Genomic DNA, 16,179 nt, shown 5'->3' with positions numbered 1-16,179 from the left:
TAGCGCAATGGACGTAAGAGCTGCGGTAGCGTTTGAAGCCGGCAAGCCACTGGAGATCGAGACGGTCCAGCTCGAAGGCCCGCGCGAGGGTGAAGTGCTGGTCGAGATCAAGGCGACCGGCCTGTGCCACACGGACAAGTTCACCCTTTCCGGCGCTGACCCGGAGGGCCTGTTCCCCGCCATTCTCGGCCATGAAGGCGCTGGCATCGTTCGTGAAGTCGGCGCAGGCGTGAAGCACCTGAAGCCGGGCGATCATGTCATTCCGCTCTACACGCCGGAATGTCGTGAATGTAAATCCTGCCTGTCGCAGAAGACCAACCTCTGCACCTCAATCCGCGCGACGCAGGGCAAGGGCCTGATGCCGGACGGCACCTCGCGCTTCTCCTTCAAGGGCCAGCCGATCCATCATTACATGGGCTGCTCGACCTTCGCGAACTTTACGGTTCTGCCGGAAATCGCACTGGCGAAGGTGCGTGAAGACGCGCCGTTCGATACGATCTGCTACATCGGCTGTGGCGTGACGACGGGTATTGGCGCGGTCATCTTCACCGCCAAGGTTGAGCCTAACTCCACGGTCGCCGTGTTCGGCCTCGGTGGCATCGGCCTGAACGTGATTCAGGGCGCGAAGCTGGTGGGCGCCGAGAAGATCATCGGCGTGGACATCAACCCGGCCCGTGAGGAAATGGCCCGCAAGTTCGGCATGACGCACTTCGTCAATCCGAAGGATCTGCCGGATGGTGACGTCGTTGGCCGTATCATCGAGCTGACGGGCGGCGGCGCTGATTACACCTTCGAGTGTGTCGGCAACACGACCCTCATGCGTCAGGCTCTTGAGTGCGCCCATCGTGGCTGGGGTGTGTCCACGGTCATCGGCGTCGCCGGTGCCGGGCAGGAGATCAGCACCCGTCCGTTCCAGCTTGTCACGGGTCGTCGCTGGATCGGTTCGGCGTTCGGTGGCGCGCGCGGTCGGACCGATGTGCCGAAAATTGTTGACTGGTACATGGAAAACCGCATCAATATCGATGATCTCATCACGCACAAGCTGCCGCTTGAGAAAATCAACGAAGGCTTCGACATGATGACGCGTGGCGAGAGCATCCGCACTGTCGTCGAATACTGAGGAGCAGGACATGACCCTGACAACAGCATCCAAACACGTCTGCTGCGGGGGCGCACTCGGCTTCTACACGGTCCAGTCGGAGGCCCTCGGGCTTCCGACCACCTTCGGCGTCTTCATTCCTGAAGGCGCGAACAAGGAAAAGCCGGTTCCCGTGCTTTACCTGCTGGCGGGACTGACCTGCACGCAGGATACATTCCTGATCAAGTCGAACATCGTTCGCTTCGCGGCAAAGCACGGTATCGCGCTGGTGGCGTGCGATACGTCTCCGCGTGGCGCGAATGTGCCGGGTGAGACGGACAGCTGGGATCTGGGTGTAGGGGCCGGTTTCTATCTGGACGCCACGCAGACACCCTGGCGCGCGCATTATCGCATGGGCACGTTCATCAGCGAGGAACTGCCGAAGCTGGTTGCGAGCCAGTTCCCGGTTGATGCGACACGACAGAGCATCTGCGGTCACTCGATGGGTGGTCATGGCGCGCTGGTCCATGCGCTCCGTGCGCCGGAGAAATGGAAGTCCGTTTCGGCGTTCGCGCCGATCGTGCATCCTGCCGCTGTGCCGTGGGGTGAGAAGGCTTTCACCGCCTATCTCGGACCGGACAGGGCGGTATGGGCGAAACATGACGCCACTCTGCTCATCAAGGCCGGTCACACGCACCCGACGACGATCCTTGTGGATCAGGGCGACGGAGATCAGTTCCTTGAGCGCGAACTACAGCCCTGGCATCTGGAAGAAGCGGCAAAGGGCGCAGGGCAGAAGCTGACGCTGCGCCGTCATGCCGGATATGATCATTCCTACTGGTTCATTCAGACCTTTATCGAAGATCACATGAACCACCACGCGAAGATCCTGAAAGGGGTCTGACGGTCAGATCGCAGGAACATCCGTCAGTAACAGGACGGATTTTTCCTGCGCGATGACCGTGAAGGTTTCACAGTTTTCAAAAGCGGCTGCATCTCTCTGCAACAGGACAGTGTTGTTGATCGTGACATGCCCCGAGACGACGATCAGATAAAGATCGCGCCCCGGCGTTGTCTGGTAGACAGCGCCTTCATTGGTCGGAAGAGTTGCTCTTAACAGACGGGCGCGGGTTTGCAGGGCAATCGGGGAGCCGTCCGCAACGGTCTCTCCTTCTTCGGGATCATCTTCCGGAAAACCGGAGGCAAGGATTCGGAAAGCGCCGTCCTGCGTTTCAGGGAAGGCACGCCGGACTTCCTGAGTCGGCTCACTGTTGTTCTGATCCGGAAGCAGCCAGAACTGCAGGCAGTCCGCAGCACCCTGTTCAGCGCTCCAGTCGAGAGAGGCGCATCCCTGACCGGTGCTGGCAAGGTGCAGATCACCCGGTTTCAGATTTTCAGAAGAAAAATCATCAATTCTGGCGGTCAGTGATCCACGCTCGACCCATGTAAGGATCTCCACGTTGGATTCAGGTCCGATTTGGTAACGCTCTCCCGAAGGCAGCGACAGGAGGTTCACGGCGCGCAGACTGCCTTCATGAATATGCGCGGCGTCCTGCCAGTCCGCAAAGGCGAAGTGGCATCGGAGCGTCATGCCGCCGGAATGCGCTTTGCCAAGTGATTCAGACCGCCGGACGGTCATTCTGGCTGCGTTCATGCGGGCATTTTCCTGTTGGCTGCCGCCGGGTAGATGGTTTCCCAGCCTCCTCCGAGCGCACGGTAAAGATGGGTGACAGAGACCGCCACGCGCGCCGTCGCATCGACCAGAGCGCTCTGGGAGGCCAGAAGCGCATTCTGCACGGTCAGGACGTTCAGGAAGTCCGAAGATCCTTCAACATACTGTGCTTTCGCTGTCTGCACAGCGATCTCGTTTTCATGCACCGCTTCCGCCAGCCGGTCGCGCTGGTTCTGGGCGGCGGTGAAAGCAGCCATGGCGTCGTCAATTTCCTGCCACGCCTTCAGGGTGGTGCGCTGGAAGAGTGTCGCGGCTTCCTGCTGCTGCGCCTTTCTCAGACGAAGCTGTCCTGTCAGACGGCCGCCCTCAAAGATCGGCAGCGTGGCGGTCGGACCAAAGCCATATTGCCGGGACGCCCATGAGCCCAGTCCGCTGAACTGAAGCGCCTGCACATCCAGACTGCCGGACAGGGTGACACGCGGAAAGAAATCAGCGATGGCGACACCGATATTCGCTGTCGCGGCATGCAGACGCTCGGAAGCCATGCGGATATCGGGGCGTCGTTCGGCCAGTTCCGAGGGCAGGCCAGCAGGCACTTCCGCCGGGACGGGCGGGACAGCGGCGGGCCTGCCCAGTTCCGCATTCAGAGCGCCCGGTTCCCGCGCCACAAGGAAACTCAGCGCATTGAGCAGATGGATTTCCTGACTTTTCAGCGGCGACAGGCGGGATTCAAAGCTGTGAAGCTGCCCGGTCGCCTCGGCCACATCCAGTCGTGTCGCCGCGCCCTGATCGAACCGCAGCGTCGTCAGTTGCACACTGTGACGGGCGATGTCGATATTGTGGTTCAGGATATCGATCTGCGACTGTGTAGCGCGCAGATCGATATAGTTCTGCGCTGTCTCCGCCATCAGCGAGACCAGCACGTCGCGCTGCATTTCCTGAGTGCCGTGCATGGCGGCCGTCGCGGCTTCGACCTGCCTGCGGACATGGCCCCAGAGATCGACTTCCCACGATGCGTTCAGACCGTATTGCGGCAGATTGAAGGATGGATTGCCGACGCCGCCGGGCAATGCGGCCGGACCGAACCCCTGTGTGCCGCTCGCAATGCTTCCGGCCTCCGCCCGCTCCATCGTGCCCATCAGGCCGAGGATACCGTTCGTGCTGGCGCGTTCGCGGGCATAGGAGCCGTTGGCTTCCATGTGCGGAAACTGCGCGGCGCTGGCGATGCGGCGTTCCGCCGTGCTTTCCGCCAGCCGGAATGAGGCGGCTTTCAGGTCGAGGTTCGAGGCCGCGACGTCGTTTTCCAGACGGGTCAGGATCGGGTCGTTGAACAGCTTCCACCAGGCCGGATCGGTGGACGCGGTCGTGACCCGGCTTTCGGCGGCGGGCAGCGGATCGCGCCATTTCTCCGGCGTGGCCACCTGCGGCTTGTGAAAGTCCGGTCCGACCGTGCATCCCGCCAGAGCCAGCAGCGTCACAGCCAGAAACGTGGGACCGGAAAACAGGGCCTGTCGCAACGGATGAGCGCCAGAGAACTTAACGCCAGACATAGCGGTCATCTCCGGCATGTGGGCCTTCCGGCTTCGAGCTGGTGTCGATGTTCACTTCAACCGACATGCCGACACGCACCTTGGCGGCGAGCGGCTGGTCGGCGTCGAAGGTCAGCTTGACCGGGATACGCTGCACGACCTTGGTGAAGTTGCCGGTGGCGTTGTCAGGCTGGATCGGTGCGAAGGCCACGCCCGTCGCGGGGGCAAGGGAGTCCACATGCGCTTTCAGCGGATGGTTGGGGAACGTATCGACCCAGATGGTGGCGCGTTGTCCGGTCTGGACTTTCGTCAGCTGGGTTTCCTGAAAGTTCGCCAGCACATAGGCCGCCTGTGTCGGCACCACGGCGAGGATGCCGGTGCCCGGATGGACGTAGGCGCCCACGCGCACGCCACGCTCGCCGACCACGCCGTCAACCGGGGCAGGAATGGTGCAGTAGGACAGGTTCAGTTCGGCCTGTTTCTCATCGCCCTGTGCCCGGAGCAGAACGCCGCGTGCCCGTTCAAGCTGTCCCTTGAGAACGGCGATCTGCCGGATGGCGGCGTCAACGCCAGCCTGATCGCGGGCGATGGCGGCCTGTTCTTCCTTCTCATGGGCTTCGGAAGACTGTTTCTGCTCGATGGTGCCCGCACCGCCAGCCGACAGGTTGCGATAACGGGCGGTGTTCTGGCGTGCGAACAGCAGGTTGGCCTGATCGGCGAGAACCGCAGCACGGGCCTCGGCGATCACGGAGTCCTGCCGGGCCAGTTCCGCTTCCAGATTGGTCACGTCGCCCTGCGCGGCCATCACATTGCCCTTCGCCACGTCGAGGGCGGCGCGGTAATCGTCATCCTCGATATGGGCGAGTTCCTCGCCCGCGCGGACCTGTTCGTTGTCCTGCGCGATCACGCGGTCGATGCGTCCGGCGACCTTGGGCGCGACGGTTGTGAAGTCGGCGGTGACATAGGCGTCGTTGGTGTACTGGTTGATCCCGTCGCCGTTGACGAAGCGTGTTCCGCCCCATGCGACGCAGGCCAGCACCACGGCCGCGCATCCGGCATAGAGAAGGGGTTTTTTATAGATCATGACGGCTGTTTCCGGATTCAGCGGGCTGGAGCGTTGGGTGAAGGGGCACGCGGCGGATAGACGCGGTGCGGCAGGATGAGATTCATGACGGCGTAACCGAGGCAGACCCAGATCAGCACGTAATAGATGTCGTTCAGCGCCAGTACGAGCGCCTGCTCATGCACATAGGTGTGGAAGACCTGAAGCGAATTGCGGGCGACATGGGCGCTGTCCGGCGACGTGACCGATAGCTGCTGGTTGATCGGGTCGCCCATGCCCTGCAGGGCGAGACCGTGCGTGCCGTGGTGATCGAGCAGCATGGTCGAGTGATACTGTTCGCGTCGGCGCGTGGAGGCGGAGAACAGCGCGAAGGCGACGGCGTTGGCCAGTCCCTTGAGCATGTTCACCATGCCGGAGATGAAGGGACCGTCCGCCGGTCCCATGGCCATCGTCGCCAGCATCAGCGTGGGGATGACGGTCATGGGCTGGCCGAAGACCTGAAGGATCTGCGGCAGGTAGAAATTGTCGCGCACCCAGTCCACCGTCAGCCAGGTGCCAAGGTATGCCGACCCTGCGAGGCAGAGCATCCCGCCCGCCAGCACGAAGCGGCAGTCCACCTTGCGGCTGTTACAGATGGCGGCGATCAGCGGCAGCATGATGAGCTGCGGCAGGGCTACAACCAGCGAGACCGGGGCTGCCTGAATGGGCCGGTAGCCGCGCACCGCTTCCAGATAGGTCGCCGGGATTTCGCCCATGATGGAACAGATGGCGAGGATACCGACCAACGACAGAAGCGACGCCTGAATGTTGCGGGATTTCCAGTACTGGATGCGGAAATACGGGCTGGGGTGATACGCCTCGTTGATGACGAACACGATGAAGGCGGCCAGACCCCAGAAGGTCAGGTTGGTGATGATGGGAGAGCGGTACCAGTCCAGCCGGTCGCCCTGATACAGCACGATGACCAGCGAGCAGATGGCGGGCAGGCCGACCAGAATGCCAAACCAGTTGAACTTCTCGAACCGCTCGAAATGCATCGGGTCTTTCGGCAGGCCGTAGGCCATCATGGCGATGGCGAGCGCCGCCGTGGGGATGATCTCCCAGTACAGCCAGTGCCAGCCGACATGCTCGAACCAGAACGCCTCCAGCGGCAGGCCGAGATTCGGGCCGAAGGTCGCGCTCATGGCGTAGCCGCCGATGCCGAACACGCGGATGGGTGGCGGCAGATATTTCAGCATGACGGTCATCAGCACCGGCGGCAGGCAGCCGCCCGCGAGTCCCTGAAAGGCGCGCAGGATGCAGAGCGATGTGACGTCCGGCATGAACGGGGCCGGGATGGAGAGCAGCGCCAGCATCGCCGTCATGAAGATGGAGAATCGGTAGATCGAGAACGTCATGTAGAACCACGGCGTGAAGGCCATGGCGGCGATGTTGAACGCCTCGTAGATGGCGATGACCCACGTGCCTTCATCGTGGCCGATGTGCATCGCGCCGCGAATGTCGGACAGGCCGATCTCGGTGACATGCTCGTTGAATCCCGCCACATGCACCGCGAGCAGCATGCCGAGGCAGCCGATCACGGTCCGCAGGCCGAACGGCGGGATGTAGGACGGCATCGGCGGCGCGGCATGGATGACGGGCGCGCCGGTTGCCGGTGCGGAAGCTGCGATGGTCATGGCGGTGCATAATCAGCAGGAAACCGCCGGTGAAAACCCTCACTTCGGATAGGTAATGATTCCACTTTCCGGAATGGTTAGTGCTGGTCGCTTCGCTGAACGAAGTCTATATCTGGAAGGATGCGAGGCTATGATCTTGATTTGCTACGCTACCTTCAGGTGCTGATCGAGGAGGAAAGCGTCTCGGTCGCTGCGCGTCGCCTCAAGGTGAGCGAGCCGGCGATGAGCCGTCATCTGGCCAAGCTGCGCACTGTTTTTTCCGATCCCATCCTTGTTCAGTCCGGGCGGCGGATGACGGCGTCCTCCTTCGCCGCCGGTATTCTGGACCGTGTGCAGGATGTCGTGCGGGCGGCGGACAGTCTGATCGAGACGCAGGTCATGGCCGATCTGGCCAACATGGAGCCGACCTTCACCATCCGCGCCAACGATCTGATCGTCGCCGCGCTCGGCCTGCCTCTGTTGCGCGCGCTACGTCAGGAATGCCCGAAGTGCGAGATCGTCTTCGCGCCGGAGGTTGATGATCCGGCGTCTGATCCTCTGCGTCACAACAGTATCGATCTTTATATTGGCGCGACCGACAGCATGAAGCCCGAAATCCGGAGGCAGACCCTGTTCCGTCACCAGATGTACGGACTTGTCCGGAAAGGCCATCCCATTCTGGCCGAGCCGGTTACGCCGCAGAGTATGGTGCTGTACGACTATATCAGCGTGTCCCGACGGGGCAGGGCGCGCGGCCCGATCGACTGGGCGTTGCGCGACCATTACGGACTGACCCGACGTATCGTGATGGTCGTGCCGAATTATCACGCCATGGTCGAGAGCATGAAGGATACGGACCTCATTCTGGCGGTCCCGGATCTTGTGTTGCAGCATATCTCCATGGACGCGCTCGGTCTGGCGGCTTTCGCGTTCCCCCTGTCTCTGCCCTATGTCGAGGCGTTTCAGGCGTGGCATCCACGGCGCGATACGGACCCGGTGCATCGGTGGCTGCGCGAGACGCTGTTCCGGGTCTCCCGAGGCATTTTCACGAGCGAGGCTGAAAAGCGTGTGAACGGTTTATCTTTCTCCTGAGCGCTGGGGGAAGAGCACACGACGCAGTGACTGATGACATATGGTTCAGACCTGTCACGAGAGCGTTTTACACCATCTGTTGATTTGGCGGCGGCAACCCTTCATGCGGCTATGCGTCATGTTTAAAACAGGTGGACAGAGCGCATGGCTGGATCGTTTGATTATGACCTGATCGTCATCGGGAGTGGACCTTCAGGTCGGCGCGCCGCCGTTCAGGCCTCGAAATTCGGACGGTCCGTACTGATCATCGACAGACGCGGGCAACTGGGCGGCGTCTCCGTCCATACCGGGACCATTCCATCAAAAACCCTGCGGGAAACGGTGCTCAATCTGACCGGTTGGCGGGAGCGAGGGATCTACGGGATCAACTACCGGGTCAAACAGGACATCGGGGCGCAGGATCTGGATATGCGTCTCGGCAAAACCCTGCAGGACGAGGTTGATATCCTGGAACATCAGTTCCTGCGCAATGGCATTACTGTGGAATATGGTGACGCCAGATTTGTGGATGCGCATACAGTCGAAATTGAAAGTGAAGACAAAAATCGTCGCAGGGTCAGCGGAAAAGCCATCGTTGTGGCGGTGGGATCTGTGCCGCATCGACCGAAGAATATTCCGTTTGATGGAAAACGCGTCATCGACAGTGACGGGATGGTCAGTCTGGATCGTATCCCGCGTTCGCTGACGGTCGTTGGCGCGGGTGTGATCGGGATTGAATACGCCACCATCTTCAGCGCTCTTGATGTGCGTGTCACCATCATCGACCAGCGTGAGCATATTCTCGACTTCATCGATCACGAGGTGGTGGACGAGTTCGTTCATCAGTTACGTGATCAGAGCGTCAATTTCCGTCTCGGGAGCGCGCTTGAGTCGATTGTGATTGAAGCCGAACAGCCCGTCGCCATTCTGGAAGGCGGACGGAGAGTGCGTGCGGACGTGCTGCTTTATACCGGCGGCAGGCAGGGTGCGACGGCGGGTCTCAATCTCTCTGCGGCAGGTCTGGAAGCGGATAACCGCGGGCGCCTCGCAGTTGATCCGGTCACTTTCCAGACCAGTGTGCCCAGTATCTACGCGACTGGCGATGTGATCGGCTTCCCGGCTCTGGCTTCCACATCCATGGAGCAGGGGCGGATTGCAGCCTGTCACGCCTGTGGTCAGCCTGTGCCTCCCGCACCAAAATTTTTTCCTTATGGAATCTACTCGGTTCCCGAAATCTCCATGGTCGGGATGACGGAGGAAGAAGTCCGGAAAAAGAAGATTCCCTATGAAACGGGAATTGCCCGTTTCCGCGAAACGTCCCGTGGTCAGATCATGGGCGAACGCGGTGGTTTTCTGAAAATCATCGTCTGTCTGGAAACACACAGACTTCTCGGTGTGCATATTGTCGGAGAAGCTGCGACCGAACTGATCCATATTGGTCAGGCTGTTCTGAACTTTGATGGAAGCTTCGAGTATTTTATTGAGGCGACCTTCAATTATCCAACCTTTGCCGAAGCCTATAAAAGTGCGGCTCTGGATGTATGGAACCGGATTACGCCCCGTCATGATGGGGAGGGGGAACCGCCCGCTGTTTCTCCCGCTGAATCAGCGCCGCGTCGGACAAAGAAAGTAACGGCGGAGAAGGAATAAGGCGGAGAGAGCCGATCATGCGAAACCTCATGGTTTTCGCATGATCAGTTCCATACCTCACGTGGATTCAAACAATCTCACTCCCGCACGTTCCCGGGATTTGAGATCGGCAAGAAGGGGAGAGAGGGAGAGCAGAGGCTGCTCGCTCCGCCCTTTCACTGAGCTTGGTGAATGACCGAACATGGTTTTGAACTGGCGTGAAAAATGCGCGCAATCGGAAAAGCCGGTTTCGATCGCGACCTGAGTGATCGACATTTCCCCTTGAGAGAGAAGGGACCGGGCATAGCGCAGTCGGATCATTCGGTAGAAAACCGCAGGACGGATACCCAGAACCGACTGAAATAGTCTTTCGAGCTGGCGCGAAGAAATACCGAGCCGCTTGGCGACGGAGCTGATCGGGAGCGGGTCGATCATATTCTGCTCCATCTCCATCATCGCCCGTCTGACCCGCTGATCGACCACATGCTCAATGTCTTCGCTGATCGGCGGGTGAGGCTGAAGGGACGGGGTATCGCCACGACGGGGGCGGTCCAGAAGCAGAATATGACTGGCTTTGCGCGCCAGCGGACGGCTCAGGTGTTTTTCGATGAGATGCAGGGCCAGTTCAGCGGTCCCACCGCCGCCTGAACAGGTGATTCGGTCGCCATCAACCAGATACATCTGCTCGCTGGTGACCTGCTGATCCGGAAACTCTTCCAGAAAATCCTGCCGATGGTACCAGCTGACACAACAGGTGCGGCCACTCATCACGCCTGCCCGGGCCAGCACGAAAGCGCCGGTGCAGATACCGATCAGCGGTATGCCGAGACCGGCTGCTTTCTGAAGATAACGTATGGCCGCTTCATCCACCTGTCTGCGCCCATGCAGCAGACCGCCCACGACAGCGATATAGTCAAACTCGGCAGGATTGATCAGGTCTGACGTCCGGCTGACGGAAATCCCGCAACTGGCGCGGATGGATTCGGGACGGCTGTTCATGATCTGCCAGCTGCACAGGATGGGACGGCTCTTGTCTTCCTTGTCAGCGGCGAGGCGCAGATGATCGATGAACAGTGAGAAGGCGGACAGAGTAAAATTCTCCGCCAGAATAATTCCGACACGCAGGCTCGGTGTCTCGGTTGGTAGCGACTGTTTCCGTTGCAACATACTGCACCTCCAGCCGTTCAGATTCCGAACGACTGACTGCCGTCGGTTTATTTGTTCTGACTTTAGAACGAATAAAGAGCAGCCAACAATTGCTTTTTCAAACTGCAAGCTATGTGCGGACGGACTTTTGTAAAAACGACAAGGTGCATTCGAACGGCGACACGCACGGTCCTGACAGAGTGCGTGTCGCCTTCCTGTCGTGTCAGGCTGTAACCTGACGTTCCCATTCCGGGAGATTATAGTAGTTGGAGATTCTCGACACCTTGCCGTCATGCACGGAGAAGAACGCCCCGGCAGGCAGAAGATAGGTCTGCCCCTTTGCTTCAGGCAGTCCGTCATCTGTGGAAAGATATTCGCCATGCACCATGAACTCTGCGGCGGCGCGCGTACCGTCCTCGTTCACCATCACCGCGATGTCGGCAATGGTTTCCTTGTAGCAGCGGTCCATGCGCCCCAGAAAAGCGCGGAACGCTTCTTTCCCGATTTCTCTTCCGCCCTGATTGATATCATGGATGACGTCGTCAGCGAGCAAGGCAAGGAAGTCATCGCGGTTTCCAGCATTGAAAGTTGCATAATAGGACTCGATCAGAGCCCGGGTCGTGGCCTGTGTCATGACAGTTCCTGAAATCTTATGAAAAAACAGATGAGAATCACTTTTTATAGATCGGGAACTTCGCGCAGAGCGCCTTGACGCGCTCATGCACGGCGTTCTCGACGGCGACATCGCCCTCGCCACCAGCGGCGGCCAGCGCGGTCAGAACCTCGTCGATCATCTCGCCGACCTCACGGAACTCGGCCTCACGGAAACCACGCGCCGTCGCCGCCGGGCTGCCCAGACGGATACCGGACGTGATCGCAGGCTTCTCCGGGTCGAACGGCACGGCGTTCTTATTCGCCGTGATGCCCGCGCGTTCCAGAGCCTTTTCCGCGATCTTGCCCGTCACCTTCTTCGGACGCAGATCGACCAGCAGCAGATGGCTGTCCGTGCCGCCCGTCACGAGGTCGAAGCCACGCGCCACAAGCGTCTCGCCCAGCACCTTCGCGTTGGCCGCGACAGCTTTCTGGTACTCGGTGAACTCCGGCTTCAGCGCTTCGCCGAACGCGACGGCCTTGGCGGCGATCACATGCATCAGCGGACCACCCTGCAGGCCGGGGAACACGGCGGAGTTGATCTTCTTCGCCAGCGCCTCGCTGTTTGTCAGGATCAGGCCGCCACGCGGACCGCGCAGCGTCTTGTGCGTCGTCGTGGTGACGATGTCGGCGTGCGGGACCGGGCTCGGATACAGACCGGCCGCCACCAGACCGGCGAAGTGCGCCATGTCCACCATCAGGAAAGCGCCGACCTCGTCAGCGATCTTGCGGACGCGGGCAAAGTCGATGATGCGCGGATAGGCCGAGCTACCGGCGACGATCAGCTTCGGCTTGTGCTCGCGGGCCAGCGATTCCATCTCGTCATAGTCGAGATAGCCGTCCTGCTTGCGCACGCCATACTGCACGGCGTTGAACCACTTGCCGGAATAGTTCGGGGCCGCGCCGTGTGTGAGGTGACCACCGGCGGCGAGGCTCATGCCCAGCACCGTGTCGCCTGGCGCGACAACCGCCATGAACGCCGCCTGGTTGGCGTTGGCGCCCGAGTGCGGCTGCACGTTGGCGAAGCCCGCGCCGAACATCTGTTTCGCGCGCTCGATGGCGAGGACCTCGACCTTGTCGACCTCGGAGCAGCCGCCATAGTAGCGACGGCCCGGATAACCCTCGGCGTATTTGTTGGTCAGAACGCTGCCCTGAGCCTGCAGCACAGCCTCCGACACCATGTTCTCAGACGCAATCAGCTCGATCCCGTCGCGCTGACGCTCGAACTCGCTCGCAATCGCCGCCGCAACCTCGGCGTCAACCTCAGCCAACGAAGACTGGAAAAAACTCTTCAACGTGTCCGTGCTCATGATTTTTGCCGTGCCCTGAACTGGAGTTCGACAGGAGAAGAATGGAACGCCATTCTCTAATCTGCCGCTGTTGCATGAAAATATAGGAACAAGGAGCCGTTCGAGACTTTCATATTTGCGACGTCTCCTTGCCCGGAAACGCGGAAATTTTTATGTTTCCGAAAAAGCATTCTTCCCGGATGGAGGCACGGTGGTCGGCCAGTCCCGGCAATTGCGGACAGCACCGTTCTCCCGCACTTCTTCCAGCGTGTCTGGAGAAAGAGTGGCAAAGATCCAGCCGGGTTCGTCGAGTTTTCCTTCCGCAATCACACCGTCGTCGGGGAAACCTCTATCGACCGGACCATAAACACCCGCACAGCCGTGATTTTCATCCAGTGTGGCCAGCCATGGAGCATCGCCGACTGTTGGTGAAACAGCCACGAAACACTGGTTTTCCAGCGCCCGCGCCTGCGCGGAAATCTTCACGCGGTTGAAGCCGTGCATGGAATCCGTGCAGGTCGGCACAAGGATCAGCCACGCGCCCGCTTCGACCTGCGCCCGCGCCAGCATGGGAAATTCCGAATCATAACAGACGGACGTTCCGATCAGTCCCCACGGTGTTTCGAATACGCCGGGTGGATTGCCCGCCTTCACACCCCATGATTCATTCTCGAACCGCGTCATGACGTGCTTGTCCTGAAACGCTACGGAGCCATCAGGCGCGATCAGCGGGGCACGATTGCGCACGCCTGCTGCCTCGGGGCGGGGCAGGGTGCCCGGCATCAACCAGACCGAATGCTTTTTCGCGGCCTCTCGCATGATGGCAAGAATGGCGTCACTGTGTGCGCATATTGCATCCAGTTCGGCGGAGGGATCTGGCTCTTTTGTGACGGCCGCTGCCGCTTCCATGCAGGCATATTCCGGCATCAGCAGCAGGTCAGCCTGCGTCGCGCCCTCGGCCACCAGTCTGTCGAGATGGGCAGCATAATCTTCCAGAGAGCCGATTTTCGCGACTTCCCAGGCCAGAACGCCTAATCGGAGGGGTTTGTTCATCAATCCTCGTCCTGATCTTTTTGCAGGAGTGCCTCGGGGATCGGGGCGCCTCTGAGTGGTTTGATATGAAAATCGAGAAGATGGTCACGCTGGCCGGGGACGTCCGGTTCCTTCCAGCCCAGATGGCAGGAGACACCGGGCAGGGGCGTAAAGCCACGTTTCATCCAGAAATCCGCGAGAGACTTTGCATTGTCCGGCCGACGGGGATCGGTTTTCCAGCGACGAACGGCGCAGAATACGGCAAACGACGCGTTACTTGCGGAGCGTGCGTGACGCTCGCGCTCCTCGAAAAAACGCACGCCGATACCCTGTCCACGATAGGATTCCAGCAGGACGGATTCCCCGAAATAGAAGAAATCGTCCGTGGAAAGACCACGTTCTTCAAAGGGCGCACGGATGCACGCCATCTCATCTTTCAGTGGGAGACAGGTCGAAGCGCCGACAACTTTGTCACCATCCTTTGCCACGACAACAGCAGTGCCGGGACTCCGCATGTAGGCGTGCAGATATTTCTCTTCGTAGGCCAGATTGCCGTCGTAGAGATAAGGCCATTCCCGGAAGATCGTGATTCGCAGACGTGCGAGATCAGGGACAACCGAAAGAAGACGTTCTCCGGTAAGGGTCTCAATCGTCACTGACATGACATCGGATTTCCTGTTTCCATGTCCGACAGGTCAGCGCTGTCGGGTTTCCCAGTGTGGAGCGACATAATACGGTGCATGCGACGGAAGCAGCATAGGCCGGTTACGGATGTGATCGGCAGCTTTTTCGGCGATCATCGTCGTCGGCGCGTTCAGATTGCCGTTGGTGACGCGCGGCATGATGGAAGAATCCACCACGCGCAGTCCTTCCACGCCAATCACACGCGTTTCCGGATCGACAACCGCCATCGGATCGTCGAGTGCGCCCATCTTGCAGGTGCAGGAGGGGTGGAGCGCGCTTTCCACCTTCTGGCGGATGAACTCGTCAATCTGCTCGTCGGACGTGCAATCTTCACCGGGTTGCAGTTCATGACCGTGGAAGGGCTGGAATGCCTCCTGATTGAACAGTTCACGGGTCAGGCGAACGCAGGCGCGCATCTCTTCCCAGTCGTCAGGATGACTCAGGTAGTTGAAGAGAATCTTCGGCTTATCCTCCGGGTTTGCCGATTTCAGGCGCACATGACCCCGGCTCTTCGAACGCATCGGACCGACATGCGCCTGATAGCCGTGGCCCGACGCCAGTCCTTTTCCGTCATAGGTGACAGCCAGCGGCAGGAAGTGAAACTGGATGTCAGGGTAGGGGACGCCTGCCTTGCTGCGGATGAAACCACAGCTTTCGAAATGGTTCGTGGCGCCAAGACCATCTTTTCGCAGAATCCAGCGGAGACCGATCTTCAGTTTCGCCAGCGGGCTCATGGCCGAATAGAGGGTGATCGGTTTCTTGCAGGCGATCTGGAAATAGAACTCCAGATGATCCTGCAAGTTTTCGCCCACACCCGGACGGTCTGCGATCACAGGAATCCCGAGCGCCCGAAGCTGATCGGCAGGTCCGATTCCGGAAAGAAGCAGAAGTTGCGGCGAATTGATCGAACCACCGGAGAGGATCACTTCCTTCCGGGCCCGTGCGACACATTCCTTGCCCGCGCGGGTATAGGCAATGCCGACAGCCCGCCTGCCTTCAAACAGGATCTTCGTTGCGCGAGCCTGCTGGTGCACCTCAAGATTTTTCCGATGCATGACCGGGCGCAGATAAGCGTTCGCTGTGTTCCAGCGCCGACCGTCCTTGACGGTCATGCTCATCTTGTCGAAGCCTTCCTGCTGATAGCCGTTATAATCATGCGTGACCGGATAACCGGCCTGATATCCCGCTTTCAGCCATGCCGCATGGAGCGGATTGTCCACCGTGCCATACTGGGTATGCAATGGCCCCGTCCGTCCACGATAGGTATCATCACCTTCCGTGCAGGACTCGGCTTTTTTGAAATAGGGCAGAACATCGGCATAGGACCAGCCGACAGCGCCTTCTTTCACCCAGTCTTCGAAATCGAGTGCATTGCCGCGCACATACACCATACCGTTGATGGAGGAGGAGCCGCCAAGCCCCTTGCCGCGCGGCGTGAACATGCGTCGCCCACCAAGATAAGGCTCCGGCTCGCTTTCATAAAACCAGTTGAATCGTTTGGAATGCATCGGCATGGCCAGCGCTGTCGGCATCTGCACGATGATCGACTTGTCGCTGCCACCGAATTCCAGCAGCAGCACATTGTCCTTGCCGTCTTCCGTCAGGCGGTTGGCCAGCACGCATCCGGCAGACCCGGCTCCGACGACGATATAATCAAATTCCTGTTCCATGGCCTGCCTC

14 protein-coding genes are annotated in these 16,179 nt (G+C 59.9%); 4 read left to right on the top strand and 10 right to left on the bottom strand.

The features are described 5' to 3' along the window. The first annotated feature begins 7 nt into the window (after positions 1-7). Positions 8-1,120 (top strand): S-(hydroxymethyl)glutathione dehydrogenase/class III alcohol dehydrogenase, encoded by a 1,113-nt coding sequence (locus GVI59_RS08880; protein ID WP_173573921.1) that lies wholly within the window; start codon positions 8-10, stop codon positions 1,118-1,120. Between the two features lie 10 nt (positions 1,121-1,130). Next, on the top strand, positions 1,131-1,982 hold the full coding sequence (gene fghA, locus GVI59_RS08875; protein WP_173573920.1) for an S-formylglutathione hydrolase: 852 nt from the start codon (positions 1,131-1,133) through the stop codon (positions 1,980-1,982). Positions 1,983-1,985: 3 nt separating this feature from the next. On the opposite strand, the gene GVI59_RS08870 is transcribed toward fghA, so the two are convergent. The 4 genes from GVI59_RS08870 to GVI59_RS08855 are packed head-to-tail and all read right to left on the bottom strand — an operon-like array spanning position 1,986 to position 7,018. Further along, a complete protein-coding gene (locus GVI59_RS08870; RefSeq protein WP_173573919.1) occupies positions 1,986-2,732 on the bottom strand; it encodes a pirin family protein in 747 nt (248 codons plus the stop codon). Further along, positions 2,729-4,300, bottom strand: coding sequence for an efflux transporter outer membrane subunit (locus GVI59_RS08865; RefSeq protein ID WP_242013030.1), 1,572 nt, complete (start codon positions 4,298-4,300; stop codon positions 2,729-2,731). Before GVI59_RS08865 ends, GVI59_RS08870 begins: the two co-directional genes overlap by 4 nt. Continuing rightward, on the bottom strand, positions 4,287-5,363 hold the full coding sequence (locus GVI59_RS08860) for an HlyD family secretion protein (protein WP_173573918.1): 1,077 nt from the start codon (positions 5,361-5,363) through the stop codon (positions 4,287-4,289). The genes GVI59_RS08865 and GVI59_RS08860 overlap by 14 nt, the downstream gene beginning before the upstream one ends. 17 nt (positions 5,364-5,380) lie before the next feature. Continuing rightward, positions 5,381-7,018, bottom strand: a complete 1,638-nt coding sequence (locus tag GVI59_RS08855; RefSeq protein ID WP_173573917.1) for an MFS transporter — start codon at positions 7,016-7,018, stop codon at positions 5,381-5,383. 120 nt (positions 7,019-7,138) lie between these two features. Here GVI59_RS08855 and GVI59_RS08850 point away from each other — a divergent pair, with 120 nt between their 5' ends. Further along, positions 7,139-8,089 carry a LysR family transcriptional regulator gene (locus tag GVI59_RS08850; protein ID WP_173573916.1) on the top strand — a complete coding sequence of 317 codons (951 nt, stop codon included), beginning with the start codon at positions 7,139-7,141 and terminating at the stop codon, positions 8,087-8,089. A 144-nt stretch (positions 8,090-8,233) separates the two neighbouring features. After that, positions 8,234-9,718 carry a Si-specific NAD(P)(+) transhydrogenase gene (gene sthA, locus GVI59_RS08845; protein ID WP_173573915.1) on the top strand — a complete coding sequence of 495 codons (1,485 nt, stop codon included), beginning with the start codon at positions 8,234-8,236 and terminating at the stop codon, positions 9,716-9,718. A gap of 57 nt (positions 9,719-9,775) precedes the next feature. On the opposite strand, the gene GVI59_RS08840 is transcribed toward sthA, so the two are convergent. The 6 genes from GVI59_RS08840 to betA form a co-directional block, all read right to left on the bottom strand. Next, positions 9,776-10,864 (bottom strand): GlxA family transcriptional regulator, encoded by a 1,089-nt coding sequence (locus GVI59_RS08840; protein WP_173573914.1) that lies wholly within the window; start codon positions 10,862-10,864, stop codon positions 9,776-9,778. Positions 10,865-11,066: 202 nt separating this feature from the next. Then, positions 11,067-11,477: a ketosteroid isomerase-related protein gene (locus tag GVI59_RS08835; RefSeq protein WP_173573913.1), complete on the bottom strand. Its 411-nt coding sequence runs from the start codon at positions 11,475-11,477 to the stop codon at positions 11,067-11,069. 37 nt (positions 11,478-11,514) lie between these two features. Continuing rightward, complete coding sequence (gene glyA, locus GVI59_RS08830; protein ID WP_173573912.1) at positions 11,515-12,804, bottom strand: serine hydroxymethyltransferase; 1,290 nt, start codon at positions 12,802-12,804, stop codon at positions 11,515-11,517. Between the two features lie 150 nt (positions 12,805-12,954). After that, entirely contained in the window at positions 12,955-13,836 is an 882-nt protein-coding gene (locus GVI59_RS08825) for a carbon-nitrogen hydrolase family protein (RefSeq protein ID WP_173573911.1), read from the bottom strand. Beyond that, positions 13,836-14,477, bottom strand: coding sequence for a GNAT family N-acetyltransferase (locus GVI59_RS08820; RefSeq protein WP_173573910.1), 642 nt, complete (start codon positions 14,475-14,477; stop codon positions 13,836-13,838). The genes GVI59_RS08825 and GVI59_RS08820 overlap by 1 nt, the downstream gene beginning before the upstream one ends. A 33-nt stretch (positions 14,478-14,510) precedes the next feature. Continuing rightward, positions 14,511-16,169 (bottom strand): choline dehydrogenase, encoded by a 1,659-nt coding sequence (gene betA / locus GVI59_RS08815; RefSeq protein ID WP_173573909.1) that lies wholly within the window; start codon positions 16,167-16,169, stop codon positions 14,511-14,513. Positions 16,170-16,179 lie beyond the last annotated feature (10 nt).

It is taken from the genome of Acetobacter sicerae (assembly GCF_011516765.1).
Taxonomy (GTDB): domain Bacteria; phylum Pseudomonadota; class Alphaproteobacteria; order Acetobacterales; family Acetobacteraceae; genus Acetobacter; species Acetobacter sicerae.
The sequence above is the reverse complement of the archived record's forward strand: the minus strand, read 5'-3'. Positions and strand labels throughout refer to the sequence as shown.

Coding starts and splice junctions, on each gene's coding strand:
- GVI59_RS08855 (WP_173573917.1), bottom strand. CDS start 7,018: ATGACCATCGCAGCTTCCGCACCGGCAACCGGCGCGCCCGTCATCCAT.
- GVI59_RS08825 (WP_173573911.1), bottom strand. CDS start 13,836: ATGAACAAACCCCTCCGATTAGGCGTTCTGGCCTGGGAAGTCGCGAAA.
- GVI59_RS08860 (WP_173573918.1), bottom strand. CDS start 5,363: ATGATCTATAAAAAACCCCTTCTCTATGCCGGATGCGCGGCCGTGGTG.
- GVI59_RS08850 (WP_173573916.1), top strand. CDS start 7,139: ATGCGAGGCTATGATCTTGATTTGCTACGCTACCTTCAGGTGCTGATC.
- GVI59_RS08820 (WP_173573910.1), bottom strand. CDS start 14,477: ATGTCAGTGACGATTGAGACCCTTACCGGAGAACGTCTTCTTTCGGTT.
- GVI59_RS08880 (WP_173573921.1), top strand. CDS start 8: ATGGACGTAAGAGCTGCGGTAGCGTTTGAAGCCGGCAAGCCACTGGAG.
- GVI59_RS08840 (WP_173573914.1), bottom strand. CDS start 10,864: ATGTTGCAACGGAAACAGTCGCTACCAACCGAGACACCGAGCCTGCGT.
- GVI59_RS08870 (WP_173573919.1), bottom strand. CDS start 2,732: ATGAACGCAGCCAGAATGACCGTCCGGCGGTCTGAATCACTTGGCAAA.
- fghA (WP_173573920.1), top strand. CDS start 1,131: ATGACCCTGACAACAGCATCCAAACACGTCTGCTGCGGGGGCGCACTC.
- GVI59_RS08865 (WP_242013030.1), bottom strand. CDS start 4,300: ATGTCTGGCGTTAAGTTCTCTGGCGCTCATCCGTTGCGACAGGCCCTG.
- GVI59_RS08835 (WP_173573913.1), bottom strand. CDS start 11,477: ATGACACAGGCCACGACCCGGGCTCTGATCGAGTCCTATTATGCAACT.
- glyA (WP_173573912.1), bottom strand. CDS start 12,804: ATGAGCACGGACACGTTGAAGAGTTTTTTCCAGTCTTCGTTGGCTGAG.
- sthA (WP_173573915.1), top strand. CDS start 8,234: ATGGCTGGATCGTTTGATTATGACCTGATCGTCATCGGGAGTGGACCT.
- betA (WP_173573909.1), bottom strand. CDS start 16,169: ATGGAACAGGAATTTGATTATATCGTCGTCGGAGCCGGGTCTGCCGGA.